This is a genomic window from Caballeronia telluris, from assembly GCF_001544495.1.
Lineage (GTDB): Bacteria > Pseudomonadota > Gammaproteobacteria > Burkholderiales > Burkholderiaceae > Caballeronia > Caballeronia telluris.
The window spans coordinates 36,430-59,610 of the sequence record NZ_FCNZ02000028.1 but is presented as its reverse complement, the minus strand read 5'-3'; the positions used below and the strand labels follow the sequence as shown (position 1 = coordinate 59,610).

Annotated in this window: 26 protein-coding genes; 7 read left to right on the top strand and 19 right to left on the bottom strand. The window is 62.3% G+C overall.

What is annotated here, in order from left to right; all coding sequences use genetic code 11:
• Positions 1–240: 240 nt before the first annotated feature.
• Positions 241–1,581, top strand: coding sequence for a hypothetical protein (locus AWB66_RS26915; RefSeq protein WP_087633129.1), 1,341 nt, complete (start codon positions 241–243; stop codon positions 1,579–1,581).
• A gap of 59 nt (positions 1,582–1,640) precedes the next feature.
• On the opposite strand, the gene AWB66_RS26910 is transcribed toward AWB66_RS26915, so the two are convergent.
• Entirely contained in the window at positions 1,641–2,846 is a 1,206-nt protein-coding gene (locus AWB66_RS26910; RefSeq protein WP_087633128.1) for a hypothetical protein, read from the bottom strand.
• A 107-nt stretch (positions 2,847–2,953) separates the two neighbouring features.
• Between AWB66_RS26910 and AWB66_RS26905 the strand changes: the two genes are divergently transcribed.
• Entirely contained in the window at positions 2,954–3,154 is a 201-nt protein-coding gene (locus tag AWB66_RS26905) for a hypothetical protein (RefSeq protein ID WP_062644630.1), read from the top strand.
• 284 nt (positions 3,155–3,438) lie between these two features.
• Here the strand turns inward: AWB66_RS26905 and AWB66_RS35135 are convergent, their stop codons facing one another.
• The 6 genes from AWB66_RS35135 to AWB66_RS26880 form a co-directional block, all read right to left on the bottom strand.
• Positions 3,439–3,639, bottom strand: coding sequence for a hypothetical protein (locus AWB66_RS35135; protein WP_407642331.1), 201 nt, complete (start codon positions 3,637–3,639; stop codon positions 3,439–3,441).
• An 89-nt stretch (positions 3,640–3,728) separates the two neighbouring features.
• On the bottom strand, positions 3,729–4,052 hold the full coding sequence (locus tag AWB66_RS34530) for a TetR/AcrR family transcriptional regulator (RefSeq protein ID WP_235021247.1): 324 nt from the start codon (positions 4,050–4,052) through the stop codon (positions 3,729–3,731).
• A 273-nt stretch (positions 4,053–4,325) separates the two neighbouring features.
• Positions 4,326–4,634, bottom strand: a complete 309-nt coding sequence (locus AWB66_RS26895; RefSeq protein ID WP_087633127.1) for a hypothetical protein — start codon at positions 4,632–4,634, stop codon at positions 4,326–4,328.
• A 540-nt stretch (positions 4,635–5,174) separates the two neighbouring features.
• Complete coding sequence (locus AWB66_RS26890) at positions 5,175–6,329, bottom strand: PDDEXK nuclease domain-containing protein (RefSeq protein ID WP_200819072.1); 1,155 nt, start codon at positions 6,327–6,329, stop codon at positions 5,175–5,177.
• Between the two features lie 458 nt (positions 6,330–6,787).
• Positions 6,788–7,678, bottom strand: a complete 891-nt coding sequence (locus AWB66_RS26885) for a hypothetical protein (protein WP_087633130.1) — start codon at positions 7,676–7,678, stop codon at positions 6,788–6,790.
• 151 nt (positions 7,679–7,829) lie between these two features.
• Positions 7,830–8,273 carry an SET domain-containing protein gene (locus AWB66_RS26880; protein ID WP_062643501.1) on the bottom strand — a complete coding sequence of 148 codons (444 nt, stop codon included), beginning with the start codon at positions 8,271–8,273 and terminating at the stop codon, positions 7,830–7,832.
• A 74-nt stretch (positions 8,274–8,347) separates the two neighbouring features.
• Here AWB66_RS26880 and AWB66_RS26875 point away from each other — a divergent pair, with 74 nt between their 5' ends.
• Positions 8,348–8,569, top strand: coding sequence for a hypothetical protein (locus AWB66_RS26875; protein WP_235021246.1), 222 nt, complete (start codon positions 8,348–8,350; stop codon positions 8,567–8,569).
• Between the two features lie 83 nt (positions 8,570–8,652).
• Here the strand turns inward: AWB66_RS26875 and AWB66_RS26870 are convergent, their stop codons facing one another.
• The 8 genes from AWB66_RS26870 to AWB66_RS26825 all read right to left on the bottom strand — a co-directional run bounded on the left by AWB66_RS26870 (position 8,653) and on the right by AWB66_RS26825 (position 14,901).
• A complete protein-coding gene (locus AWB66_RS26870) occupies positions 8,653–8,931 on the bottom strand; it encodes an HU family DNA-binding protein (protein WP_087633125.1) in 279 nt (92 codons plus the stop codon).
• A 48-nt stretch (positions 8,932–8,979) separates the two neighbouring features.
• Positions 8,980–9,279 (bottom strand): hypothetical protein, encoded by a 300-nt coding sequence (locus AWB66_RS26865; RefSeq protein WP_062643499.1) that lies wholly within the window; start codon positions 9,277–9,279, stop codon positions 8,980–8,982.
• Between the two features lie 354 nt (positions 9,280–9,633).
• Positions 9,634–9,903 (bottom strand): CopG family ribbon-helix-helix protein, encoded by a 270-nt coding sequence (locus tag AWB66_RS26855; RefSeq protein WP_087633123.1) that lies wholly within the window; start codon positions 9,901–9,903, stop codon positions 9,634–9,636.
• Positions 9,904–10,114: 211 nt separating this feature from the next.
• Entirely contained in the window at positions 10,115–11,383 is a 1,269-nt protein-coding gene (locus AWB66_RS26845; RefSeq protein WP_087633122.1) for an NAD(P)/FAD-dependent oxidoreductase, read from the bottom strand.
• Positions 11,384–11,414: 31 nt separating this feature from the next.
• The gene (locus tag AWB66_RS26840; protein ID WP_087633121.1) at positions 11,415–12,710 is read right to left on the bottom strand and encodes an NAD(P)/FAD-dependent oxidoreductase; all 1,296 of its coding nucleotides are present in this window, start codon (positions 12,708–12,710) and stop codon (positions 11,415–11,417) included.
• Positions 12,707–13,450: an amino acid ABC transporter ATP-binding protein gene (locus tag AWB66_RS26835; protein WP_087633120.1), complete on the bottom strand. Its 744-nt coding sequence runs from the start codon at positions 13,448–13,450 to the stop codon at positions 12,707–12,709. The genes AWB66_RS26840 and AWB66_RS26835 overlap by 4 nt, the downstream gene beginning before the upstream one ends.
• Positions 13,447–14,106, bottom strand: a complete 660-nt coding sequence (locus AWB66_RS26830; protein ID WP_087633119.1) for an amino acid ABC transporter permease — start codon at positions 14,104–14,106, stop codon at positions 13,447–13,449. The genes AWB66_RS26835 and AWB66_RS26830 overlap by 4 nt, the downstream gene beginning before the upstream one ends.
• Positions 14,107–14,142: 36 nt before the next feature.
• Positions 14,143–14,901 carry a substrate-binding periplasmic protein gene (locus AWB66_RS26825; RefSeq protein ID WP_087633118.1) on the bottom strand — a complete coding sequence of 253 codons (759 nt, stop codon included), beginning with the start codon at positions 14,899–14,901 and terminating at the stop codon, positions 14,143–14,145.
• A gap of 266 nt (positions 14,902–15,167) precedes the next feature.
• Between AWB66_RS26825 and AWB66_RS26820 the strand changes: the two genes are divergently transcribed.
• From AWB66_RS26820 to AWB66_RS26810, 3 genes are all read left to right on the top strand, one after another.
• Positions 15,168–16,022: an IclR family transcriptional regulator gene (locus AWB66_RS26820; protein ID WP_087633117.1), complete on the top strand. Its 855-nt coding sequence runs from the start codon at positions 15,168–15,170 to the stop codon at positions 16,020–16,022.
• Between the two features lie 395 nt (positions 16,023–16,417).
• Positions 16,418–16,648 carry a CopG family transcriptional regulator gene (locus AWB66_RS26815; RefSeq protein ID WP_087633116.1) on the top strand — a complete coding sequence of 77 codons (231 nt, stop codon included), beginning with the start codon at positions 16,418–16,420 and terminating at the stop codon, positions 16,646–16,648.
• Positions 16,648–17,079, top strand: coding sequence for a TA system VapC family ribonuclease toxin (locus AWB66_RS26810; RefSeq protein WP_087633115.1), 432 nt, complete (start codon positions 16,648–16,650; stop codon positions 17,077–17,079). The genes AWB66_RS26815 and AWB66_RS26810 overlap by 1 nt, the downstream gene beginning before the upstream one ends.
• Positions 17,080–17,477: 398 nt before the next feature.
• Here the strand turns inward: AWB66_RS26810 and AWB66_RS26805 are convergent, their stop codons facing one another.
• From AWB66_RS26805 to hisD, 3 genes are read right to left on the bottom strand one after another with little or no spacing between them, the layout of a single operon-like run.
• Positions 17,478–18,437 (bottom strand): 3-hydroxyacyl-CoA dehydrogenase, encoded by a 960-nt coding sequence (locus tag AWB66_RS26805; protein WP_087633114.1) that lies wholly within the window; start codon positions 18,435–18,437, stop codon positions 17,478–17,480.
• 37 nt (positions 18,438–18,474) lie between these two features.
• Positions 18,475–19,242, bottom strand: coding sequence for an SDR family NAD(P)-dependent oxidoreductase (locus AWB66_RS26800; RefSeq protein ID WP_087633113.1), 768 nt, complete (start codon positions 19,240–19,242; stop codon positions 18,475–18,477).
• Between the two features lie 3 nt (positions 19,243–19,245).
• The gene (hisD, locus tag AWB66_RS26795; RefSeq protein ID WP_087633112.1) at positions 19,246–20,559 is read right to left on the bottom strand and encodes a histidinol dehydrogenase; all 1,314 of its coding nucleotides are present in this window, start codon (positions 20,557–20,559) and stop codon (positions 19,246–19,248) included.
• Positions 20,560–20,675: 116 nt separating this feature from the next.
• Here hisD and AWB66_RS26790 point away from each other — a divergent pair, with 116 nt between their 5' ends.
• Positions 20,676–21,704 carry a LacI family DNA-binding transcriptional regulator gene (locus tag AWB66_RS26790; RefSeq protein ID WP_087633111.1) on the top strand — a complete coding sequence of 343 codons (1,029 nt, stop codon included), beginning with the start codon at positions 20,676–20,678 and terminating at the stop codon, positions 21,702–21,704.
• Between the two features lies 1 nt (position 21,705).
• On the opposite strand, the gene AWB66_RS26785 is transcribed toward AWB66_RS26790, so the two are convergent.
• On the bottom strand, positions 21,706–23,166 hold the full coding sequence (locus AWB66_RS26785) for an NAD-dependent succinate-semialdehyde dehydrogenase (protein ID WP_087633110.1): 1,461 nt from the start codon (positions 23,164–23,166) through the stop codon (positions 21,706–21,708).
• Positions 23,167–23,181: the final 15 nt, after the last annotated feature.

Genomic DNA, 23,181 nt, shown 5'->3' with positions numbered 1-23,181 from the left:
CTTGCCGCTTTCCATCAGATCTCGGGGCGAGTTCCGGCCTGCTACTTTCCATAATCAACGACTTGGCATAATCGGCCTTATGGAAAGCTTCGCATAAGGCCGAGGACGCGACCACCATCATGACGCTGCGCTATCGGCTGTCGAGACGGGTTTCCAGCAGCTTTTCGCATTGCGGCAGCTGACCATCCCTCGCTTATAATCTGGAGTGAAAAGTCAACGCGCCGCACTGGAGCTAAAGCTATGAGTCAGACCCGCGGGCGAAATGCGGGGTACCGAGAAAAGGCGAACAGCCGGCAGCCTCATCACCTGTCTAAACCCAATTTCTCCTCCCGCAACCGTACGTCCTCTCAGCCGCCTTCTAAAGAGCCCGCTGCGACGGCCTCCATCATCAAGACGCGGTCGTTTCACTTTTTGGTCAATGCGGTCGGCGCTGAGAATATCGCGTTGGCGCTGGATTCCACTCTATCGCGTGTCGCGGAGCTTACGAAGGGCGAAAGATTCACGCCCGAGACTGCCTTCCACATGGAGACCGCGCTCGGTCTGCCTCATGGGTTTTTCGATCAGCCCTACCCTGCCCTTTCGCCGGAACTCATTGCTCGCTTGAAATCGCCCCTCGAGTTTGTTCGAACGGACGACGACGTGGACGACGACGCCAAGACGCTGACGGCATCGGCACCGGCCGTTCCAGTCACACAAGAACAGTTGTTTGTTGCGGACGGTGCGTCCGAGGATGCAAAAATGCCATCTCAGAAAGCGAAGAACCCGCATAGCAATGCGAAGACCGGTCAAGCTCAACTGGGCAAGCAGACAACCGGCAAAGCCGCTGCAAAAACCGCTTCCGGTCGACGCGCAACAATCGAAGCAGCATCGCCCCAACAATTGAGCCTCCACGATGGCGCCACGGTCGAGAGCATCCGACGCGCGAATCTTCATGTGCTCACCGGGCGCAACGGATCGAAAGCCAAGCTCGGTCTCGTCATGGGTATGACCGGATCCAACATGGCGCATCGACTGCACGGCAAGAAGCGCATGGACGAGGCAGAGGCGAACCGCTTTACGGAGCGGCTTGGTTTGCCAACTGGCTGGTTGGACCAGCCGCGTTCCGAAGCGGAAATTCCCGAGTCCGTCTCAGTTTTACTCGCGCCCGCGTCACGCGCTCGCGCGAGCGCTCAAGAGCAAGCGTCTCGCGCAGCCACCGTTGACGCCGGCGCACTGAACGTATCGGCTCCTACTCCGCGGGCAAGCGAGACGCCGTCGGCTACCCCGGAGAGTGAACAGGCCCCGATTCTAACCGAGCCTCAGATCCGTAGTGTAAAGATGGCGGGGGCCTTCGCGACGAACGAGACTGAACAACCCGCGACAACCGATGCACACGCCGTGGAAGACGACGGTGACCGCGTACCGGCACGCGCACTCGCGAACGCTGAGTTTCCACCGGCCTCGGCAACAAGTCTGCAGAGTCTGGATGGTATCTCGCCAATAGCGGAAGCGCTGCTCAAGACGCTGGCGGGCAAAGCGCGCACCGGTCGGTTAGACGAGTTGACGGCACTCGAGCTACTGCACAAAGCAGTAATGCTCTGACTGGGTCGCGCGTCGGCTTCAATGCAGCCGCCCGGTTCGTCGCGTCCGCAGTGCGGAGGTCAGGCCAGTGTTGTTGCGAGCACCTTCGCGATAAGCGAGGAAGGCGCTCCGACGAGTTGTCGCACACGAGCCTGCACGTCCGGCGCCGGAACGCCCGCTGCCGCCGCGGCCTTGACCGTCGCGTCGTAAGCGTCGAGCACATCGATAGGCGCTATCTCGTAACCGTAGCCGGCATCCATCCATCGCAAAGCGAACAGTCCGCAGGCCATTGCGAATGACGGCTGCTTCACTGCAAAATCGCGCGCCGCGCGCGTGAGCGTTTTCGGGTCTGTCGGGTGATTCTTCGCAAGCGAAAGCGCAATATCCAGCAAACCCGCGTCTTTCGCTGCGGCGAACCATTTGCCTAGCGAGCCAGGCTCCGATTCAATGAGATCGGCAAGAATGCTTTGCGGCGCACGATCGGGATACTTCTTTGCGATTGCCCGAAAGGTCGCAAGGTAGGTCCCTGCCCGATTGGCAGCGAGCGCGTAGCGCTGATAAGCCTCCTCGGCCATCCCACAGTCAAGAAGAATCGCCTCGCAACGCCGGGCGATGTCGCCTTCCGGGGCGTTGAGTCCACGGCTCGATTCCGCCAGACTGACCGCGTCGCCGGGGCGGCCGAGCGAAACGAGGGACTCGACCGCCCACCGGCGATACCACCAGAGTTTGAGTCGGTCATGACTGACATGACTGACAAGCTCCAGCACCTCATCGAAGCGACCGGCCGCGTGTAATGCGCTCAAACACGGTATGGTCCCGACGAAAAATCCGTACTCGTCCGCCTGCACAACTTGCCGGGTAAGCGGCAATAATTGGTCTGCCCATCGAGAAGCGAGCTCGGGCGTGACACATAATGTGCCCCAGTGTTCGCCCAGACTCTCGATGTACGGCATCTGATCCTCTTGTAACGCTTTGAACAGCCGTTCTAACCAGCGGTCCCGCACCGCTTGCGGCACGTCGGCCGCGGCGATCACCGGCACCAGCACATCGATTGCGCGATTGACGGCGCTGCCCAGAGCGCCCGAGGAACTGTCAACCTGCTCGAGTGCAGGCGACAATTTTTCGAGCAGCAGGACTGCGCCCTCTGCGCCCAGCACTGGGGCGACGCGTGCGGCAGAACGGATTTCAGATATCGCTTCTTTGATACGCTGGATCGGCAGCGCCGATCTCCACCCGAACGCCGAGCGTCTGAAGCGAGGCGCGAAAGTCCATTTATGTGCTGGCATGCGACTTCACCATAGGCCTAGTTGTCGGTGTGCCGGTGTGCGTCGACGGATACGCGCGGCAGGCGAAAGCTTGGCATAATCGGAGCGACACATGCTACCGCTCGCTTATGCCCTCATCGACTCGCCTTCGCACGAAGCGAAAACCGTCACGCGGCACGCTGGCGCATTACCGCGATCGCATCGTCGAGATTTTAGGTGAAGCGCGCGGTCAGCGCGTCATGATCCGCTCGATTCATCCCGATGGGCGCGAGCGACTGACGGCCGTCAAACTGGCCAATCTGCTTCCGCTTGAGAGCCAGTTGTTTTGATCCGGCCGCGTGCATTCGCCCACGCCTGAAGTCTCGAGACGTCAAGACGCGTTGACCGCGCCGTGAAGGCCTTACCGGTGGAGAACTTGACCGTCATCGCGGCGCCGATCTCGACAGCCTCGCCGGTCAAGGCCCGCGAAGCGATCGCGAAGCAGCGCGCGAACTCGTCGGCAGTATCGGACCGGTCGGTCGTCCGTCGATCACGCGTCGGCGCGGCAATAACTTCCGGGGAAGACGCGAAGCGCAAGGCGATGCGCCTGGCGACGCCGGCTGCAAATATGCAATCAGCATCTCTTGACTTGCAACTCAGTCACCGCCTCGATGACCGACGGTTCGGTGTAGTCCCGTCCGACAAACGCTTTCAGGGTGAACCGATTGGAAACCGGCAGTAACCCATTGCGGCCAGCGTGACGTGGAAACCCAGCGCGTCCACATCGGGCCCGCAAATCCCCAGTGGCTGCCCCGCGCGCCAAAGTCGCGGGCACCAAGTCGATCACGGGCGAAATCGCCTCGGTCAGTTTCGGCGACCGCTTGAGCTATCGCCCTTCACGCAGATTTTCGTCGTTGATGAGCTTCAACCACCTCGGATTCGCCCGCAAGTAATCCCAGATGAAAGCGCAAGCGTTCGTATCGCGGCGGCAGGCTGCAGTCCCGCGAGGTCAAGGCTCACCTCATGACGCGCGAATTCCGCATACATCGTCTCGAGGGCTGCGACGTACAGGCCTTCCTTGCTTTGGAAGTAGTAATAGAGCATCCGCTCGTTGCTATCCGCGGCCGTGGCAATGGCGTCGACGCGGGCCCCCGACAGTCCGCAGGTTGAAAACTGCTGTGTCGCCGCCCTCCAGGATGCACCGACGCTTGCGCCCCGGGATCTCTTCTGGTTCTCGGCTCCTTTCATGGTCGTCGCCTCCGGCGATGCTGGATACACGTGGATTGTGCGCGCGGCGCTCAAGGGTGGCAGTGGAGGCCTCGGGAGTCAGTTCCACGGTGCCCGAGACTTATATTACAAATCTTTCAAGCGTGATAATTACTATTATCACGCTTGCATTTAATGGCGGTGGCTTGCCACTGGCGACTAGCGTCGTCGGAGCGAGTCCATTCGGTAGTCCAGCGATCGTACTCATATGTACTACATATCGATTTTTGTAGTAACGCAATGGGCGCCACGAATCTACGCCACGCGGAGTTCGTCGCTCGCGCCGACGTCCACCTGTTTCTGTGCGAGCTCTTCGACGTCAAGCTCAAGTGCAGACAGCCGGGCAACTTGGACGGGAAGCAACGCGTAGGCGATGCGAAGCTCATGGAGGCGTGCCTGCCAGTAACGAACGCTTATCGGCAAGGGAGCTGATGCTGTACGTACTGCCGTCACCACTTCCCGTAAATGAGCGAGTTCACGGTCAGCTTCCAGGGAGGTCCGCTTGAGCACGCCAGGCGAAGTAGCGGGGACGTGATGTTTTCGGTCAACTGCGATTGTCTTCATACGCTGTGCATCTCCTGATCCATTGAGACCAGCGTATCGAGGCTCTCGAGAAGTCAAGGAAGGATGCGGGCGCGTAACCGGCCTTGGGGCCTTGGCTGTGAACGATGGGGCCATGCCGGACTCACGCGAAGGCGTGAGCAGCGCAAGCGCTGCATCGGCCGATACCCTTCCTCTTTTTCAGGGCCCGGCGGCGGCTTCCATGCGCGTGTGCAACGCTCGCCCCACCAGCGAATCCGCATTGCGAATCAGGCGTCGCACGCAATCGTCCACCGCTGCCTTCGGAACCCGACCCGCGAGCGCCGCGGCAACGAGGGCATCTAGGCATCGACGACGTCAATTACCGGGATTTCGTAGCCGTAGCCGGCCTCCATCAATGCAGCGCGGACAGGGCACACTCCATCGCAAACTGCGCCTGCGTCGCCTCGTAATCGCGCGCCGCGCGGATGAGCGTTTTCGGATCGGTGGCGCTAGGCCGACCAAGAGACCAACGACTAATGCGTTGGGGAGCAGCGAGCAGGTGACAACTCTGCTATCGGTCTGTCAGTCCGGAGAGCGATCGCCTCCGTCGAGCAAAACGGGATGTTGCGCTTCCCATTCCCTACGCGTTTTCGCCAACTCCTCCGCGAGCAATTTTTCGTCGGGAAGCACTGTGTGGTACTCGGCGGCAAGCACCTTGTTGGGCAGGCCGTCGAGCGCATAGCGTGCGATCGCTTCGTTGGTTCTTGCACAAAGGATCAGGCCGACTGGCGGGTTTTCGCCCGGCAGTGTCCAGTGTTCCTTCGCGTAATTACAGTACATGTGCATCTGCCCGACATCCGCATGATTCAGCTCGGTCAGTTTGAGATCGATGATTACGAGACAGCGCAGTCGTCGATGGAAGAAGAGCAGATCTACACGAAACCAGCTGTCTCCGATGCGCAATCGCCGCTGCCGCCCTACGAACGTGAAGTCGCCGCCCAGCTCAAGCAAGAAGTCCTCGAGCCGGTGGATGAGGGCGTCCTCAAGGTCGCTTTCCGAATACTCGTCCTTCAAGTCAAGGAACTCGAGAACGTAAGGGTCTTTGATCGCTTCTTCGGGCTTCATCGTGTCGCCCGGAGCTGCGACGGCGCCCTTGGCGAGCATTGCGCGCTTATCGTTGGACATCAACGTGCGGGTGTAAAACTGACTGCCGATCTGGCGTTCGAGCTGTCTCACGCTCCATCCACCACGCAGCGCTTCGCCTTCGTAGAACGACCGCTCTTCCGGCGATCGCGTCCGTCGCATTAGTCGCACGTAATGGGTCCAGGACAATGGAAAACGTTCAGCCAACTGCTGGAGCGAGAATTTCCGAATCGGTGATTCGGATTTTGTTCGCGAGGCGCGGGTCGTAGATTTCCGAATCACCGATTCGGTAATCTCGCTCGGCGGATAGCTCTGGTAGAAGAGGCGCATCAGTTCCAGATTGTCAGCGCCGAAGCCCCTTCCAAACTGCTTCGTCAGATCCGCTGACAGGCGTTGCAAGAGCGCCTGCCCATACTCAGCTCGCCCCTGCCCGCCCTGCTCCGATTCGATAATCCGACGGCCGACCAACCAATAGGTCGCAGTCATCAGTGCATTGATGCTCCGCGCTGCGGCACCCCGGCCGTCTTCCAGGAGCGCGACCACATCGCTGAGCGTGCCCCTGTAGGCGCCTTCAGGCACGAGCACATCGGTCATCTTTTTTGTTTCCACGCGTCTCTTTGGAGGGGGAGCGAGCCAATCGGTCGTCAATGTTGAGTGTGCACAAAGCTGGAAAGCATACGCGATGAACGACCGTCGCACACCTCACGCCTCTTTCTCGCTACACTTCGCCGCACGCGGCCATCCCGTACACCCGAGTCTCTCTAATTTTCTACCGCCATTTATTGCCTATCCTAGCGGACCTCGAACCGTTCGCTGGCTGGCACCGGTTCAAGTCCGTTCCCATGTGTGCGGCTGACCTCGTATTTTACGCGCAGCGCCCGCTGTCCGCGCCGCGCGGGTGATGGTCGCTCGGCGGGCGGACAAAGGCAGTTCGTCGGAGGCGCTTCGAGATCCAGCCGAAGGCAGCACGGTACGAAAGTCAGCGAACTCACCTGTTACGAAGGCCGCTGGCTCGCAAGTGAAGGTCATGCCGGTGAAGCGAGCGGATGCGGTCATCGATGCTGCACTTTCCGTGTTGCCATGTATGCGTCAAACAGGCCCGTATGCAGCCAGCTGAGTTCTTCGCGTAAGCTCACCAATTCGTGCTGGTCGCCTTCATGTTCGCGACGCAAAATCTCCCCGAGCAAGGCCGTGGCACGCGACGCAGGTAGCTCTCGCTGCACGCGCGCCTCCCCCAGCCGACCCGCGAGCGCTGGCTTGACAACGAGTAGCCAGGCCGGAAACCAAACATAGTCCTCGATTTCGCCTGTGCCGGGAAACTCAGCATCGAAGCGCCGACGCAGCACATCCAGCAAAGCGTCCCGAAGCCTGGCAATCAATGCGGCGAATCGTGACGGTGCCAGCCACGCCATTTCCACTAACAGCGGCCACGCCGCATCGAGACCGGCCCCTCGATAGCGCGCTTCGGTCATCCAGGCGAGTGGCGACGGGATGCGCCACCACGATTCGATCGTGTTGACGGCGTCAGTGGCTGCCGCCCAGTCCCCTGCGCGGAGCCATAGCGGCGCGGCGTGACTTTCGGTGTGGCTCCTGCAAAAGACCAGCGGTGCAGCGCGCTCGGCGAGCGAGCGCCAGCACGGTGTCGACCATGCATGAGCGTCCTGTGCAGGCATCACCCGTTGGGCGGCAGGCGTCACTTCATCCTCAAGGTGTCGGCGGACTGCGGTTAGCTCCGTGTGGTCGGCCAGTGGAAGGCTTGACTCGTTCTCGAGTTCGCGAACAAGCACCGTCATCGCAGGCAGCGCGCTGTCTGCAGGGTATTCACTGGCGAGCTGCGTCAGTGAGGCGCGCGCGCCCCCCGCATGGCGACGCTGCAATTGCTCCACGACGTCGTTGCGCAGTACCACGTCGCGGCTGTCGGCAAATATATCGAGTTGTTGCATGCTTTGCTGCATCGTCGTCGCACTCGGGAATGTCGTCGATGAAGAGCGATCAGGCTAATTCATTTCCGTGCGCCGGGAAAGCAGTTGCCGTTCCGTTTCGACGGTCATTTCACGGATCACCGTGCGCCAGGTGCGCCTCACAATAAGTGCGCTACCGACGCGCATCGAGCATCGTGCCGCGACAGCGGCGAGCGCCGCACCGACATGCGTAAAGGCGCTTGAGCGCCGCCGTTCGGCGCCCTTCGACGTCGAGCGCGTAGTCGATGAAGACCTCTGCGCCCTCTTCAATCTTGCGTGTCGCCCGGATGAAGATCCGGTCGCCCTCCTGTTCGGCTTCACAGTTAGGCGCGCAACTGTGATTAATCCAGCGCGCGGAGTTGCCGCCTTGTGCGCCATCGATCATGCGCCCGTCGTCGAGCCCGAAGAAGAAGGTGTGTCCGTCTTCCGCGGTGGACCGCTCATACCGGCGCTGTGCCTCTTTCGCCGAGATGATCTCGCCTTTGTACTCGAGGATTGCATCACCGACGGAGATAGTCGCCGCGGCGAACACACCACGACCATGAATCGGCGAGTGACGGACGGCTATGCGGCGCATGATTGACACTCTCGCATGGGAATGAACGAAAAAACCTGCCGTGGTGTGAGGACAGGCGATAATCGCATCATCGCATGTCAGCCCGTCAGGAAATGTCCGCTCTGCCTCGTCGCACGAAACTCAAACGCAAGCCGGCGCGCGGCACCCTGGTGCGCTATGAAGGCCGGATCGCGGAAGTTCTGGGCGAAGCCCGCGCGCAACGCGTCATGATTCGCTCCATTCACCCGGACGGACAGGAGCGCCGCACCGCGGTGAAATGGGTGAACCTCATACCGCTCGAGACTCAGCTTTTCTGATTAGGTCGGGACCCGTCGAACGAGTGATGCGACGGCAAACCACCCGCCTGCGGCCGTCGCGCGCCACCCGATCGTTGCTGCGCTCACGCCTGATTGACGGCGTCTTTGAAGCCTTTCCCGGCGGTGAACTTTACCGTCTTGGCCGCGGCGATATCAATGGCCTCACCGGTCTGCGGATTGCGCCCGTTCCGCGCGGCGCGTTCGCCGGTCCCGAACGATCCAAAGCCGATCAGCTGAACGGTGTCGCCTGCAGCCACCGTTTTCGAAATCGTCTCAAACACCGCATTGATCGCCTCTTCGGCGGCGGTCTTGCTCGTCCCCGACTGCGACGCAACCGCGTCAATCAGTTCCTGCTTGTTCATTGGCGTCTCTCCCTCTCTATTGAAAACGAACGCGATCTTACCGAACCGCTACGACGACGCGGAACCGCGGCTGCTATGAGGCAGATCGACCGCATCCAGGTCGAACAGATCCGAGGTCGTGCTGTGTGTGGACAGCAGCTCGGGCAAATCGCCCTTTCGAACCTTGGCCAGGGTGTCCGGCGACAGCCAGATTTCTTCCATCGCGTCGAGGCCTCCCTCGATCATCCGCTGCAAGAAGAAGGATTGCTTGCGCCCCGTGGCCTCGGCCAGGACGCGCAACCGCTGTTCGATGACGGGGTCGATGCGCACCGCCACGACCCGCAACTTGTTCTCTGCTGATCTTCTCATCCGTTTGCTTCTTTAGACCGTCGGCGCGACAGACGCACCGGCCGGCCGTGAACTGCTCGCCACTCTCTGGCGCCTACGCGGTCATTATCTACGTGCGAGCTTTCGCTCTCGACGTTTTGCCAACGGCTGCCTTTCGGGCCGCTCGCCTGACGGGCGGAGCGGAGTCTGCGGCGGGCATGCGCCGCGTCGGGGAGCGCGTCGTTCCGCGCAGCGTCTTCAACTGCTCCTGAAGTGACTCGTGTGCCGCTTCAATCGCGGCGAGCTTGCCGATGGCGGCGTCGTTGTATTTCTTCACATGCGCCGCGATCGCGCTCAAATCGGACATCGCTTTGCTGGTCGGGAGGACTTTGACGCTCACGCCTTCGGTGCCGGCAGTTCGTTGTCCGCGCCCAGGCTATTTGCCCATGCACGAGCTTCGTCCATCGAGATCAGACGGCCCGCGGTGACGTCATCCAGACCTTCCTGAATCAGGCGTCGCTTCTCTGCCTCGCGAGTAAGGAACTGCACCAGCGCCTTCTTGATGATCCACTGGCGGGGCCGCTCAAGACGCTCGGACAACGCATCTACTTCCTGAGCAAGTTCGACGGGCACTTGTGCCGTCAACGTCCTGGTCTCTGCCACCATGTTTAGGCTCCGTCAATGGTCCAATAGGAATTATTGTAGATCAATAAACGGCTTGTGTAGCCTCGCGCCAGTCGTGCCAAAGCGCATCCCAATTTCCTTGGTCGAGTTGCCGCAAGTCAACCAGGTCCCCGAGTTCGGCGACGTAAGAGCAAATGGTGCAGGGCGGGAGGAAGGGGGAAGTCTGCTGAAAAGAGGCGCGCCTGAATACCACTTAAGCGTATCGAGCAAGACGGAAAGGCTCGAGATCGACCGGCGGTTTGTCGCCGCGGATCAGCGCCGCAACGCACTCACCGACCGACGGTCCGATGCCGAAACCGTGCCCCGAAAAGCCCGAGGCCAGATAAAGCCCCGGCACATCGTGAAGCGGCCCGATGACCGGCATGGCATCGGGCGTCACATCGATGTAACCGCCCCACGATTGCGCGATGCGCGCGCCGTTGAACACGGGAAAGCTTTCCCGCAAGCGCGTCCACGCCTGATCGATGCCCTTTGCGTACGGAAGCGGATCGAGCATCCGGCAGCGCTCGAACGGCGATTCGCGCTCGGACGGAAAGCGCCTCGGGATCTTCCATTCCTCGAGGAAACGCTGATTCAGGCGCACGCGCACGATCGACCGGTTCGCGATCCACGGACGAAGGAACTTGTTCATCAACCGGAAGCTGTCCGGAACGAGCTCGCCGAGCGACGCGGAAAACTGCGACACCGTATAGCCGCCGTCCGCGCGCTTGCGGCACGTGAAGTCCTTGGCGTTGATCGACACCGACATGCCTGCGTCGAACGGCGCCGTGCGTAGTACCGAGCCGCGCACTTTCAGTTGCGGAAACTCGACGCCGAAGTTGCCGCAAAACAGACGCGACCACGCGCCCGCCGCGACCAGCACGTTCTGCGCACGCACGCGCCCCGTCTCCGTGACGACCGCGCTCACGCGCCCCGCGCTGCTTTCGATGCCGCGCACCGCGCAATTTTCGACGATCGTCGCGCCCGCCTGACGCGCGAGCGCCGCGATGCCGGCCGTCGCCTGCGTCGGTTCGGCGACGCCGCAGCTTGCGCTGTGCATCGCGCCCGTCCATGCGCGCGCGCTTTGGGGCAGCAACCGCTGCGCGTCGCGCTTCGTCAGGAATTCGGCCTCCGCGCCGTAGATTTTCGCGCTTTCGAACCAGCGCGCGTGATCGCTCGCATCGCGCTCGTTCTCCTGCAGATACAGCAAGCCGTTCTGCCGATAACCGACATCGACCTGTTCCTGAATCTCGCGCCACCGGCGATTCGCGAGCAGCGCGAGCGGCACTTCCGGCATGTCGCGCGACAGCGTGCGCACCCATCCCCAGTTGCGCGACGACTGCTCGCACGCGAGCGTGCCCTTCTCGAAGAGCGCCGTGCGCACGCCCGCTTTCGCGAGCCAGTAAGCCGTGCTGACGCCGATGATTCCGCCGCCGACGATGGCCACATCCACCGGATCGAGCGCCTCTGCCATTGTGTTCATGTCCTGTTTTGAGTGCGATGGACGCCGCGCTTCACGCGGGATGGCCGAGCGCATCGCGCAGCCTGTACCAGCTGATCGCGAGCGCGGCGCCGAGCTGGCGCGCGGGATAAAACGGGATGCGGCTCACCGGCGTCATCGGAAAATCGAGTTCGCCGGCGGGCACGCCGTTGACCGCGTCCGAGAGCACGCGGCCCAGCGCGGTCGCCATCGCGACGCCGCGTCCGCAATAACCGTAGGCGGTCCAGATCCCCGGCGCGAGCTCGTGCACGCGCGGCAGATCATCGACGGTCATGCCGACGCGGCACGCCCAGCGATGCGCCCAGCGCATGCCTTCGAGCTGCGGAAAGCGCGCGATGGCCGCGGCGCGGAGCTGCTGCTCCGTCGCGGGATCGATGTGATCCGCCGCGCGTCCGCGTCCGCCGATCACGAAGCGGCCTTCCGGATCTATGCGGCAGTAGTAGGTGATCTTGCGCGTTTCGGAGATGCCCGCGCGGCGCGGCATCAGCGCCTGTTGCAGCGGCGCGGGCAGCGGCTCGGTCGCGATCTGCGCGCTCGCGACGGTCACATACGATTGCGCCACCGATGACCACAGCTGCCCGGTATAAGCGTCCGTTGCGATGACGACCCGCCTCGCGCGCACCGTATGGCCGCTGACGCGCAGCGTGACGCCGCCGCGATGCTCGCGGATGTCATCGACCGGCGAATGCTCGTAGAACGCGACGCCGCTCTGGGACGCCGCGCGCGCGAGTCCGCGCGCGTACGCGAGCGGATGCACCGCGCCCGCGCGCCGTTCGACGAGACCGGCGGGCCAGAAGCGCGAGCCCGTTGCCTCGAACATGGCGTCGGCGGAAAGGAATTCGACATCGCCGCCGTGCGCGTTAATCTCGCGCGCGCGCCGCTCGAGATAGCCGACCGACGCCTGCGAGAACGCGCCCTGAATCCAGCCGGTGCGCGTCGCGGCGCAATCGATCTGCAATGCGGAGACGAGATCGAACAGATAGTCGGCGTTGCCGTATGCGAAGCGCGTCATCCGCCCGGCGACGTCGCGGCCGAAGCGATCGATGAGCGCGGCCGGCGTCGGCTTGAAGCCCGGCACGACTTGCCCGCCGTTTCGCCCCGAGGCGCGATGCCCGACTTCGAACGCTTCGAACAGCGCAACCTGCCGTCCGGAATCCGCGAGATGGTAAGCCGCCGACAAACCCGTGAAGCCGCCGCCGATCACGGCGACATCGACCTCGATGTCTTCGCCGAGCGTCTTCGCGGGACTGCGCGCCGCCGCCGTGCGCGACCACAGCGTGCTGGCCGGTTCGAATGCGTCGCGCTTCATGATGTCAGCGACTCCGCGTGCGTAACGCGCTTGAGAAAGTCGCGCACGCGCTCGTTCTTAGGCTGCGTGAGCACGTCGCGCGACGGCCCTTGTTCGGCGATACGTCCGCCATCGAGAAACAACGTGCGATCCGACACGCTGCGCGCGAAGTCCATTTCGTGCGTGACGACGACCATCGTCATGCCTTTGTTCGCGAGCGCGCGCATCACCGAGAGCACTTCGCCGACGAGTTCGGGATCGAGCGCGGACGTGGGCTCATCGAAGAGAATCGCTTCGGGCTCCATGGCGAGCGCCCGCGCGATCGCAACGCGCTGTTGCTGCCCCCCCGACAACTGCCGCGGATAATGCTGCGTCTTTTCCGCGAGCCCCACCGACGCGAGCAGGTCTTTCGCGCGCGCCGTGGCTTGCGCGACGCTCTCGCCCTTCACGTGAACGGGACCTTCCATCACGTTTTCGAGCGCCGTGCGATGCGGGAACAGATTGAAACGCTGAAACACCATCGAGACGCGCTGACGGATCGCGTTGATCTGACGGCTTTTCGCATCGACGGGAACGCCATCGATCGTGATGCGGCCGCCGTCATGCTGCTCCAGTCCGTTGATGCAGCGCAGAAGCGTTGACTTGCCCGAGCCCGACGGCCCGATCAGGCACACGACTTCGCCCTTCCTGATTTCCGCGTTGATGTCCTGCAGCACGACATGCGCGCCGTATGATTTACGGAGACTCTCGATCTTGATCATTTGCCTTTCCCGAAGCGCCGTTCAAGCCGGCCGATGCCGTACATCATCGGCAAGCTCATCACGAGATAGATGAGTGCGACGAGCGTGAAAATCGTGGCGCTCTTGAACGTCGCCGATGCGATCAGCTTGCTTTGCATCGACAACTCGACGACCGTGATGACCGCGGTCTGCGACGAGTCCTTTAGCATCATCACGGCGTTGTTGCCATACGGCGGCAACGCGATGCGAAACGCCTGCGGCAACACCACGCGGCGCATCAGCTTGAGCCGCGACATGCCGATGGCTTGCGCCGCTTCGTACTGCCCGGAATCCACGGCGTCGATGCCCGCGCGAAACACCTCCGCCATATACGACGAATACGCGATGCCCAGGCCCAGCGCGCCCGCTTGGAACGCCGTGAGACCTACGCCGATGTCCGGCATGACGAAGTACATGTAGAACAAGATGACAATGATCGGCACGCCGCGCAGCACGTTCGTCAACACGCGGCTCGCATGCGCGAGCGGTGCGACGCCACTCACGCGCAACAGCGCCCAGAAGAGGCCGAGCAGCGTGGCGATCACGAGCGCGGCGGCGGTAATGGCGATGGTCGTCAGCACGCCCTGCATGAGCACGGGCGCGAATTCGATCGCATCGCTCGCGAATGATTCGAACATCGGCGTATCCTGCGTTGCGCAATCAGTCGTTGCGGGTTAGTGAGTGACGTTCCACTTCTTCAGGATCGCGTCGATGGTGCCGTCGGCCTTGAGCTTGGTGATGGCGGCGTCGAGCTGCGTGCGATGCGCGTCGTCGCCCTTGCGCACGGCCAGCGCGATGTTCGTGGGCAGCGACGGCTTGTAGCTCTCGACATAGCGCACTCCGCTCACACCTTGCGTGCGCACCTGATACGCGATGACAGGGCCGTCGCCGATGGCGGCATCGAGACGATGCAGCTTCACGTCGCGCACGAGATCGGCCATGGTGTCGTACATCTTCACTTCCTTGACGCCGGGCGTGGCCTTCAGTGGATCGACATACAACGTGCCGATTTGCACGCCGACCGTCTTGCCTTTCAGCTCGGACAGGTTCGTGTAGTTGGTCTTGTCGCCTTCGGGCACGATCAGCCCTTCGCCATATTCGACGACGATCTGCGTGAAGTCGACGACTTGCGCACGCTGCGGCGTCTTCGCGAATGCCGACGAAATTAGGTCGATCTTGTCCGTCTGTAGCGACGGCACCAGCGACGCGAACGGAATCGGAGCGACGTTCGTCTTGTAGCCCGCTTCCTTGCCGACGGCATCGGCGATGTCGATCATCGCGCCGCGCAGCGTGTTGGTCTTCGGATCGAGGAAGTTGAACGGCACGGCTGTAGGCGTTGCGCCGACGCGCAACGGCGCGGGCTCCGCATGCGCCACCGACAACGAGGCGGCACACACGACGCCCGCCATCAATACATTCAGCTTTTTCAACATGGAATCCCCCTTTTGGATGATGGGCGACGCGCCTCGTTTTTGCCTCAACTTGTATCGCTAAACGATGCGTCTGTATCGCGTTTATATTTGTTATAACCGTCCATTTTTGCGGCGTCAACAAGCTAATCGCTCGACGATATCCCTTGAGCTTAGGGGTTTTCCCGAAAATAAGCCCCGCTTCGCCGGCCTGTAGCGGCGGCGGCGTCGCGTTCGCGAGGATATTGTGCTTCAATACGTTGGAATTGCCTTTCAATGTATTCTTCCCCATGACGAACACCATTCAAGGCCAAGGACCGGCCGATTCATCGCCCGAGGAATCGACGCTCTACGTGCAGTCGCTCGCAAGCGGCATCAACGTGCTCAACGTCTTCGGTCCGGACAATCGCGCGCTGAATCTGCCGGAAATCGCGGCGCTCGCGGGCATTTCGAAGAGCGCGACGCAACGCTTCACCTTCACGCTCGAAGCGCTCGGCCTGCTCGTCAAGGATCCGGTGACGAAGCGCTATTCGCTGTCGTCGCGCACGCTGGAGCTCGGCTGCCGGTATCTCGAATCGCATTCGTTGTTGAGCCGCGCGAATCCGTTCCTGCTGGAACTCAACCGCAATTCGGGGGAAACGGTGAACTTCGCGGAGCCGGCAGGCACCGACATGATTTATATCGGCCGCTTTCCCAGTCTGATGCGACTGCTCGTGCACATGCCGGTCGGGCGACGCATTCCGATCTACTGTTCGTCAGCGGGGCGCGCGTATTTATCCGCGCTCGACGAAGATCAGGCGCGCGAACAGCTGCTCGCGTGCGAGCGCGTCAAGTACACGCCGAACACGATCACGGATATCGATATCCTGATGGACGAATTGCGCCAGTCGCGCGAACGCGGCTTCGCGTATTGCAATGAGGAGTACTTTCGCGGCGATCTCGCACTCGCTGTGCCGATCTTCGATTCGGGACATCGCGTCGGCGCAGCATTGCAGATGTCCGTGCTTGCCGGCAAGTGGACGCTCAAACGAGCGGTGACGCGTCTCATCCCGATGATGCAGGAAACCGCGCAGCTCATATCGACGGCGGCGCCGACACCTCAAGCCTTAGCTCCGTTTACAAATATCCCGACGCACAAGGTCTGAGAAGACATCTTATTGTTGTTGAACTTACAACATGAGCGCGGCGACGACGCGCCTTAGAAACATTGGCTACATCCTCACCGTAAGTCGAAGGACGTCGGTCCGGACGAGGCTAAAGTCGTTTTCGGCGGACGCGGGTCCGTGTTCGTGATCGCAACGCGGTTAAAAATATTTGATCTTTTACTATGGTATCCTAATGGAAGTGCGCTAAAATCGCTGTATGTCAACTCAAATGACGCCCGTGGTCGAGCTCGCATCGACAATCAGCGTTCCGCTTAGCATCGGCGCCCTTTGGGAAAACTTGGGTTCGGGAACGCCCGCACTTGATGCGCGATGCTTGATGTTTGATGCGGTCTGACTATAATTGGGTGTTTGCAGCGTGATGACCTGGAGGACCCGTGCGGACAACCCTTGATATCGACGACGACGTGATGGCCGTCGTACGCGCCCGCGCCGAGCGCGAGCACGTCTCGATCGGTCGCGTTTTGTCGACGCTCGCGCGGGCGGCGCTGCAGCCGGTAGGGGCCGCCCCAACGATGCGCAATGGACTGCCGGTCCTGCCGAACACGCGCGCGGCGCGCCCGGTAACGCTCGATCTCGTCAATCAGATGCGCGACGAGACGCCCTGATGGCCTATCTGCTTGACGTCAACGTACTGATCGCACTATTCGACGCTGGCCATGTGCAGCATGAGGCCGCGCACGCATGGTTTGGCCAGGTCGGGCACGCAGCTTGGGCAACCTGTCCGCTGACCGAAAACGGCGTGCTGCGCATCATCGGCAATCCGCGTTACCCCAACACGCTCGAGACGCCGGCAGCTGTCGCACCACTCATCGCGCAGTTGCGGGCGCATCCCAGCCACCAGTTTTGGGCTGACGACGTGAGCCTGCTCGATGCACAACACGTCGATGCGAGCCGGATCCTTGCGACCGATCAGGTGACCGATACCTACCTGCTCGCGCTCTCGCGCGCGCACCGTGGCACGCTCGCGACGTTCGATCGCCGGCTCGTCGTCGACGCGGTGCCGGACGGCGCGCGCCACCTAGAATTGATCACATAACGGCTTGCGGCCGACGCCTGAGGTGAAAGCGCTTCTTCGTTGTGATGCCGCTGCGGACTGCAATTCGAAGTATCTGATTCGATTAGGGTCACTACGTAAGCTGACCTCTCACCGCTGCAAGTGAAAAGTCCCCTGTGCACTCCCGTGTCCGCGGGTCGGCTTCCCGGCGCAACGGCAAGCCGCCGGTCAAAAGCTTCGTGAGCGCGACGGGCTGCGTCTTCGTCCAAGCAATCAGCTAGCAACTGAGTGCTCCGCAGCAAACGGCTTGCCGTCACGCCCACGTTCATGTTGATCCGCCTGAGAAACCGCCGGAGTAAAGCGGAGAGCATACTAACGGTGGCGATCTCGCGACTCGCAGGCGGACGATCGCGCGCTTTGCAAGCCTTTCTCGACCGCCATCACGATTCGCCCGATTCGACTTGCCGCGCCGCGAATTCCATCAGCTTTGCATCTCGCCAGTTCCGCCGGGCAGCCAGTTCGTCCGCGGGCAAATGCTGCCGACGGTCATGTTCGACGCGCGCGATCAACTCGGGATCCCACGGTCCGTCATCCACTCGGGACTTCGCAATGGAGTAATAAAGCGGGCCGAGCCGGCGCGCATAGTCGGCAACACCTTCGGGCGCGTTCAGATCGATCGTTTCGAACGGTCCCATGAACGACCATCGCCAGCCGAGCCCGTCTCTCACGGTCTTGTCGATGTCCTCGCAACTCGCCACCCCGTCGCGCTGCAATGCCCACGCCTCTCTGAGCAACGCCGCCTGAAGTCGGTTGAGCACGAAGCCCTCGATCTCCTTGCGCACACGAACCACGCTTTGCCCTATCCCGACCATCAGCTTTTCCACGAATGCCGTGGTCTCGGCGACCGTTTGCGTGGACGGCACGAGTTCGACCACCGGGACGAGATAAGGCGGATTGACCGGATGAGCGATGATCACGCGCGGCGAAATCGTCAGGTCGCAGGAAAATGCCGACGCCGGCATACCCGAACTCGAACTGCCGATGATCACATCGGCGTCCGCGACCGCATCGATATCCGTCATCAGTTTGCGCTTGACGTCCAGACGCTCGAGGACGGATTCCTGAACGTAGGCCGCGTCGCTGATCGCAGCTTCGAGCGAATCCACCATTTGAAGGCGGCCTGCGACCGTCTCAGGCGATTCGTCAATCAGTCCATGAGCGTGAAGCGCGCGCAACTGACCGGTCGCCCAGGGAATGGCCGCTTCCGCGATGCGCGCGTTCGCGTCGTACACGCGCACGGCGAGCCCCGCGCGCGCGAAGGCGATCGCCCAGCCCGCGCCCACCAGCCCTGCTCCGACGATCGCAACGGGTTTGCTCGTATCGATATGTCCCTTGTTCATGGTAAGCCTCGTATTGCCTGAAAGCGTGTTCCGGAAGTCACGCGGCGGTCCATCCGCCGTCGAGCATCAGCGCACTGCCCGTCATCAGGGACGACGCATCGCCCGCCAGAAAGACGATAGCTCCCATGACGTCCTCGATACGTCCGACGCGACCCAGCGCGATCTTGGATGTCACCCAGTCTCTAAAGCCGGGCGCTTCGAACATCTGCGTAGTGAAAGCGGTTTCGATGAACGTGGGACACACCGTATTGATGCGTATGCCATGCGGACCCAGTTCCCAGGCGAGCGCACGGGTCATGCCTTCGATCGCATGCTTGGTCGCGCAGTACACCGTGCGCCCAGGACTGCCGACATGACCCATCTGCGATGAAACGTGAATGAAGGACCCGATCTGCTTCGCTTCCAGCAGCCCTTTGGCGACTGCGCGCGAAAGATAGAAGGCCGCCTTGACGTTGAGCGCCATGATCGCGTCGATGTCCTCGTCGTTCACGTCGACGAGCGGCTTCGGCCGGTTCATGCCCGCGCTGTTGACGAGGATATTGAACGGCCCGCGCGATGCAACGACTTCTTTCACCCAGGCGGGCTGCGTCACGTCGAGCTCAACGGCATCGCAAGCACCGCCGCTGGCACGGATCGCCTCGCAGGCAACGTCCAGTTGATCGCGGGAACGCGCTGCGAGCAAGACGTGCGCGCCCGCCTGGGCGAGGGCGGTCGCGGCCGCGAGGCCGATACCCCGTCCCGCGCCCGTCACGAGCGCGGTCTTGCCGTCGAGCTTGAAGCCCGCAAACGTGGGGAGGTTCATCATGCGTCAGCCCGGCACGGCGGAACCGTACGGCACATCCTGATAACCGTAGCGGCGCACGCGAATGTTCGCCTGTTCACCGTGCGCGATCATGCCCTCGATCGCGCAGAGCCGGGAGCAGTACGCGCCGATCTTCGCGCTCGCCTCGTCCGTCAGTACCTTTTGGTATGTGCAGGTCTTGATGAACTTGCCCACCCACAAGCCGCCCGTATAACGGGCCGACTTGCCGGTCGGCAACGTGTGATTGGTGCCGATCACCTTGTCGCCATATGCGACGTTGGTACGCGGACCGAGGAACAGCGCGCCATAATTCTTCATGTTAGCGAGGAAGTAATCCGGATCGCGCGTCATGACCTGAACGTGTTCCGAAGCAATGCGGTCGGCCTCTTCCACCATCTCGTCGATGGTATCGGTGACGATCACCGCGCCGTAATCGCGCCACGAGACGCCGGCCGTATTGGCCGTCGGCAGGATCGTGAGCAACCGTTCGACTTCAGCGATGGTGTCGCGTGCAAGTTGCATCGAGTTGGTCAGCAGAATGGCCGGCGTGTTGAAGCCATGCTCGGCCTGACCGAGCAGGTCCGTGGCGCACATTTCCGCATCCACGCTGTCGTCCGCGATCACGAGAGTCTCCGACGGACCCGCAATCAGATCGATGCCGATGCGCCCGAACAACTGCCGCTTGGCCTCGGCCACGAACGCGTTGCCGGGGCCGACGATCATCGACACGGAGTCGATGCTCTGCGTGCCGAGCGCCATCGCGGCGATCGCCTGCACGCCGCCGAAGGTATAGATCTCGTCGGCGCCGCCGAGATGCATGGCCGTGATGACCGCCGGGTTCGGCCTGCCCTGCACCGGCGGCGACGCGGCGAGAATGCGCGAGACGCCCGCCACCTTGGCCGTCACCACGCCCATATGCGCCGATGCCACGAGCGGAAATTTCCCGCCAGGCACGTAGCACGCGACGCTGTCCACCGGCATGTTCTTGTGTCCGAGCACGACGCCGGGCATCGTTTCCACTTCGATGTCGTGGATCGAATCGCGCTGTGCCTTCGCGAAGTTGCGCACTTGCGCCTGCGCGAACTTGATGTCGTCCAGTTGGCCTTGCGACAGGCTGCGCACGCATGCCCCGATCTCCTCTTCCGAGAGACGGAAGCGTTCCGGCGACCAGTTGTCGAACTTCTGCGAGAGCGCGGCGACGGCTTCGTCGCCGCGCTTGGCGACGTCCGCGAGGATGCCGGTGACGACGTCACGCACCTTCGCGGCATCCTGCGAGGAGTCTTCGGCGCTGCGGCCGTGCTTGAGATACTGAATAGCCATGGTGGGTTTCCTTTTGCGTGGGGCTTGCGCTACGATAGCTGCAAATTTAACGCAAATGTTCATGCAAGCGCAGTGCAAACGGTAGCCACTTACCCTGAACTAAAAGTCTTCCGCTCATGCAAACCGATGCAAAAAAAGTCCGTCTTGAAGACGTCGCCAAACGGCTGGGCGTTTCCGCATCCACGGTTTCGCGCGCGCTGGCCGGGCATTCGGCGATCAGCGACGATACGCGCAAGGCGGTGCGCGAACTCGCCGCGCAACTCGGCTACCGCCTTCCGACGCAAGGCAGGAAAACGCGCAGACAGTCGACGCGTCTGATCGGTGTCGTCGTCGGTGCTTTGCACAACCGTTTCATGACGCTCCTGCTCACGCACCTGCACGACGCGCTCGACGAATACGGCTACCAGATAACGCTCTTGATCGATTCGATGAACGACGCGGACAATCTGCTCGCGTTTCGCCCGTTGATCGACGGCTATCTCGACGGTCTCATCTTCGCGACAGCCACGCTGGATTCGCCCGTCGTCGCGGAGATGCAAAGGCGCGGCATTCCGCTCGTTCTGGTAGTGCGTTCGGTGGACAACGTGCCGGTAGATACGGTCGAGATCGACAACGTGCATGCGGGCGCGGTGGCGGCGGAGCATTTGTACCGGTTGGGTCATCGAAGAATCGGCTTGCTGATGGGGCCGAAGAACACGTCGACGAGTCGTGACCGCGCGAAAGGCGCGCTCGTCTGGCTTCGCGAAGCGGGCATGAACCCGGAATCGGTCTCGCTCGTGTGGAGCGACTACACGTCCGAAGCGGCCTATTCGAGCACGATCGCGATGCTGAACGAGCAAGATCGCGTTACTGCCATCGTCGCGGGCAACGACACCATCGCGGTCGGCGTGCTGGAAGCGGCGAAGCGCCGAGGCGTGGCCGTACCCGAGGAATTGTCGATCATCGGTTTCGACGACATGCCGCTGGCCGGTTCGCCGCTCGTCGCGCTCACGTCGATTCGACAACCCGTGGACGCGATGGCGCGCACCGCCGCACGCCGCCTGGTCGAACGCATTCGCGCGGGCGGCATGCAGGCGCCCACGCACGACATCCTGCCGATACAACTCGTGCGCCGCGACACGACCGGCCCATGCAGCGGCGCCTGAATCAAACCGCCATGCACAGATACTTGATCACGACATAATCGTCGATGCCGTAATGCGAGCCTTCGCGGCCGAGTCCCGATTGCTTCACGCCGCCGAACGGCGCGACCTCATTGGAAATCAGCCCCGTATTGATGCCGACCATGCCGTATTCCAGCGCTTCCGCGACGCGCCACACCCGCCCGATATCGCGGCTGTAGAAATACGCCGCGAGACCGAATTCGGTGTCGTTTGCCATGCGCACGACTTCTTCGTCCGACGAAAACCGGAAGATCGGTGCGAGCGGACCGAACGTCTCTTCCTTCGCGACTTTCATGTCGGGTGTGACGCCCGTCAGCACGGTCGGCTCGAAAAAGCCGTGGCCGAGCGCGTGACGCTTGCCGCCGGTGACGATCGACGCGCCTTTGGTCAGCGCGTCCTCGATGTGCGATTCCACCTTCAGCACCGCCGCCTCGTTGATCAGCGGCCTCAGCGAGACGCCGCTTTCCGTGCCGCGTCCGACCTTGAGCTTGCCGACTGCTTCGGCGAGCTTGGCCGCGAAAGCATCGTAGACGCGCTCGTGCACGTAAAACCGGTTCGTGCACACACAAGTCTGCCCGCTGTTCCGATACTTCGACGCAATCGCGCCTTCCACGGCGGCGTCGATATCGGCGTCTTCGAACACGATGAACGGCGCGTTGCCGCCCAGTTCCAGCGAAACTTTCTTGATCGTCGGCGCGCTCTGGGCCGCGAGCAGCCGGCCGACTGCCGTCGATCCCGTGAACGAGAGCTTGCGCACGACCGGATTGCCCGTCATCTCGCCGCCGATCGCTTTCGGGTCGCCGGTGACGATGTTGAGCACGCCCTTCGGCACGCCCGCGCGCTCGGCGAGCACGGCCATCGCGAACGCGGAGAACGGCGTCGCTTCAGCCGGTTTCACGACGATCGGACAGCCCGCTGCGAGCGCCGGCCCGACCTTGCGCGTGATCATCGCGGCCGGAAAGTTCCACGGCGTGATCGCGGCGCACACGCCGATCGGTTCTTTCGTCACGACGATGCGCTTGTCGGCGGCGGGTGTCGCGAGCGTATCGCCCGCGACGCGCTTGCCTTCCTCCGCGAACCATTCGATAAACGACGCCGCGTACACGATCTCGCCCTTCGCCTCGGCGAGCGGCTTGCCTTGCTCGGTCGTGAGGATGAGCGCGAGGTCGTCGGCGTGGGCGAGCATCAGGTCGTACCAGCGGCGCATGATAGCCGCGCGTTCCTTCGGTGTCTTCTTGCGCCAGGCGGGCCACGCGGCATTCGCGGCGTCGATCGCGCGACGCGTTTCCGCCGCGCCCATCATCGGCACCCGGCCGAGCGACGCACCGTTCGACGGATCGACGACTTCGAAGGTCGCGCCGCTGTCGGCGCCTTGCCATTCGCCGTCGATAAAGGCTTCGTGATGCAGGAGAGTCGGGTCTTTAAGGAGAGTCTGCAGAGTCATCGTTTTATCGCTCGT

Excerpts from the sequence above, each read along its gene's own strand:
- AWB66_RS26845 (WP_087633122.1), bottom strand. The coding sequence starts at position 11,383 with ATGAACACAATGGCAGAGGCGCTCGATCCGGTGGATGTGGCCATCGTC.
- AWB66_RS26855 (WP_087633123.1), bottom strand. The coding sequence starts at position 9,903 with ATGGTGGCAGAGACCAGGACGTTGACGGCACAAGTGCCCGTCGAACTT.
- AWB66_RS34530 (WP_235021247.1), bottom strand. The coding sequence starts at position 4,052 with ATGAAAGGAGCCGAGAACCAGAAGAGATCCCGGGGCGCAAGCGTCGGT.
- AWB66_RS26820 (WP_087633117.1), top strand. The coding sequence starts at position 15,168 with ATGACGAACACCATTCAAGGCCAAGGACCGGCCGATTCATCGCCCGAG.
- AWB66_RS26800 (WP_087633113.1), bottom strand. The coding sequence starts at position 19,242 with ATGATGAACCTCCCCACGTTTGCGGGCTTCAAGCTCGACGGCAAGACC.
- AWB66_RS26910 (WP_087633128.1), bottom strand. The coding sequence starts at position 2,846 with ATGCCAGCACATAAATGGACTTTCGCGCCTCGCTTCAGACGCTCGGCG.
- AWB66_RS26835 (WP_087633120.1), bottom strand. The coding sequence starts at position 13,450 with ATGATCAAGATCGAGAGTCTCCGTAAATCATACGGCGCGCATGTCGTG.
- AWB66_RS26865 (WP_062643499.1), bottom strand. The coding sequence starts at position 9,279 with ATGAGAAGATCAGCAGAGAACAAGTTGCGGGTCGTGGCGGTGCGCATC.
- AWB66_RS26895 (WP_087633127.1), bottom strand. The coding sequence starts at position 4,634 with ATGAAGACAATCGCAGTTGACCGAAAACATCACGTCCCCGCTACTTCG.
- AWB66_RS26840 (WP_087633121.1), bottom strand. The coding sequence starts at position 12,710 with ATGAAGCGCGACGCATTCGAACCGGCCAGCACGCTGTGGTCGCGCACG.
- AWB66_RS26905 (WP_062644630.1), top strand. The coding sequence starts at position 2,954 with ATGCCCTCATCGACTCGCCTTCGCACGAAGCGAAAACCGTCACGCGGC.
- AWB66_RS26880 (WP_062643501.1), bottom strand. The coding sequence starts at position 8,273 with ATGCGCCGCATAGCCGTCCGTCACTCGCCGATTCATGGTCGTGGTGTG.
- hisD (WP_087633112.1), bottom strand. The coding sequence starts at position 20,559 with ATGGCTATTCAGTATCTCAAGCACGGCCGCAGCGCCGAAGACTCCTCG.
- AWB66_RS26915 (WP_087633129.1), top strand. The coding sequence starts at position 241 with ATGAGTCAGACCCGCGGGCGAAATGCGGGGTACCGAGAAAAGGCGAAC.
- AWB66_RS26825 (WP_087633118.1), bottom strand. The coding sequence starts at position 14,901 with ATGTTGAAAAAGCTGAATGTATTGATGGCGGGCGTCGTGTGTGCCGCC.
- AWB66_RS26805 (WP_087633114.1), bottom strand. The coding sequence starts at position 18,437 with ATGAACAAGGGACATATCGATACGAGCAAACCCGTTGCGATCGTCGGA.
- AWB66_RS26875 (WP_235021246.1), top strand. The coding sequence starts at position 8,348 with ATGTCAGCCCGTCAGGAAATGTCCGCTCTGCCTCGTCGCACGAAACTC.
- AWB66_RS26830 (WP_087633119.1), bottom strand. The coding sequence starts at position 14,106 with ATGTTCGAATCATTCGCGAGCGATGCGATCGAATTCGCGCCCGTGCTC.
- AWB66_RS26790 (WP_087633111.1), top strand. The coding sequence starts at position 20,676 with ATGCAAACCGATGCAAAAAAAGTCCGTCTTGAAGACGTCGCCAAACGG.
- AWB66_RS26885 (WP_087633130.1), bottom strand. The coding sequence starts at position 7,678 with ATGCAACAACTCGATATATTTGCCGACAGCCGCGACGTGGTACTGCGC.
- AWB66_RS26810 (WP_087633115.1), top strand. The coding sequence starts at position 16,648 with ATGGCCTATCTGCTTGACGTCAACGTACTGATCGCACTATTCGACGCT.
- AWB66_RS26785 (WP_087633110.1), bottom strand. The coding sequence starts at position 23,166 with ATGACTCTGCAGACTCTCCTTAAAGACCCGACTCTCCTGCATCACGAA.
- AWB66_RS26890 (WP_200819072.1), bottom strand. The coding sequence starts at position 6,329 with ATGACCGATGTGCTCGTGCCTGAAGGCGCCTACAGGGGCACGCTCAGC.
- AWB66_RS26870 (WP_087633125.1), bottom strand. The coding sequence starts at position 8,931 with ATGAACAAGCAGGAACTGATTGACGCGGTTGCGTCGCAGTCGGGGACG.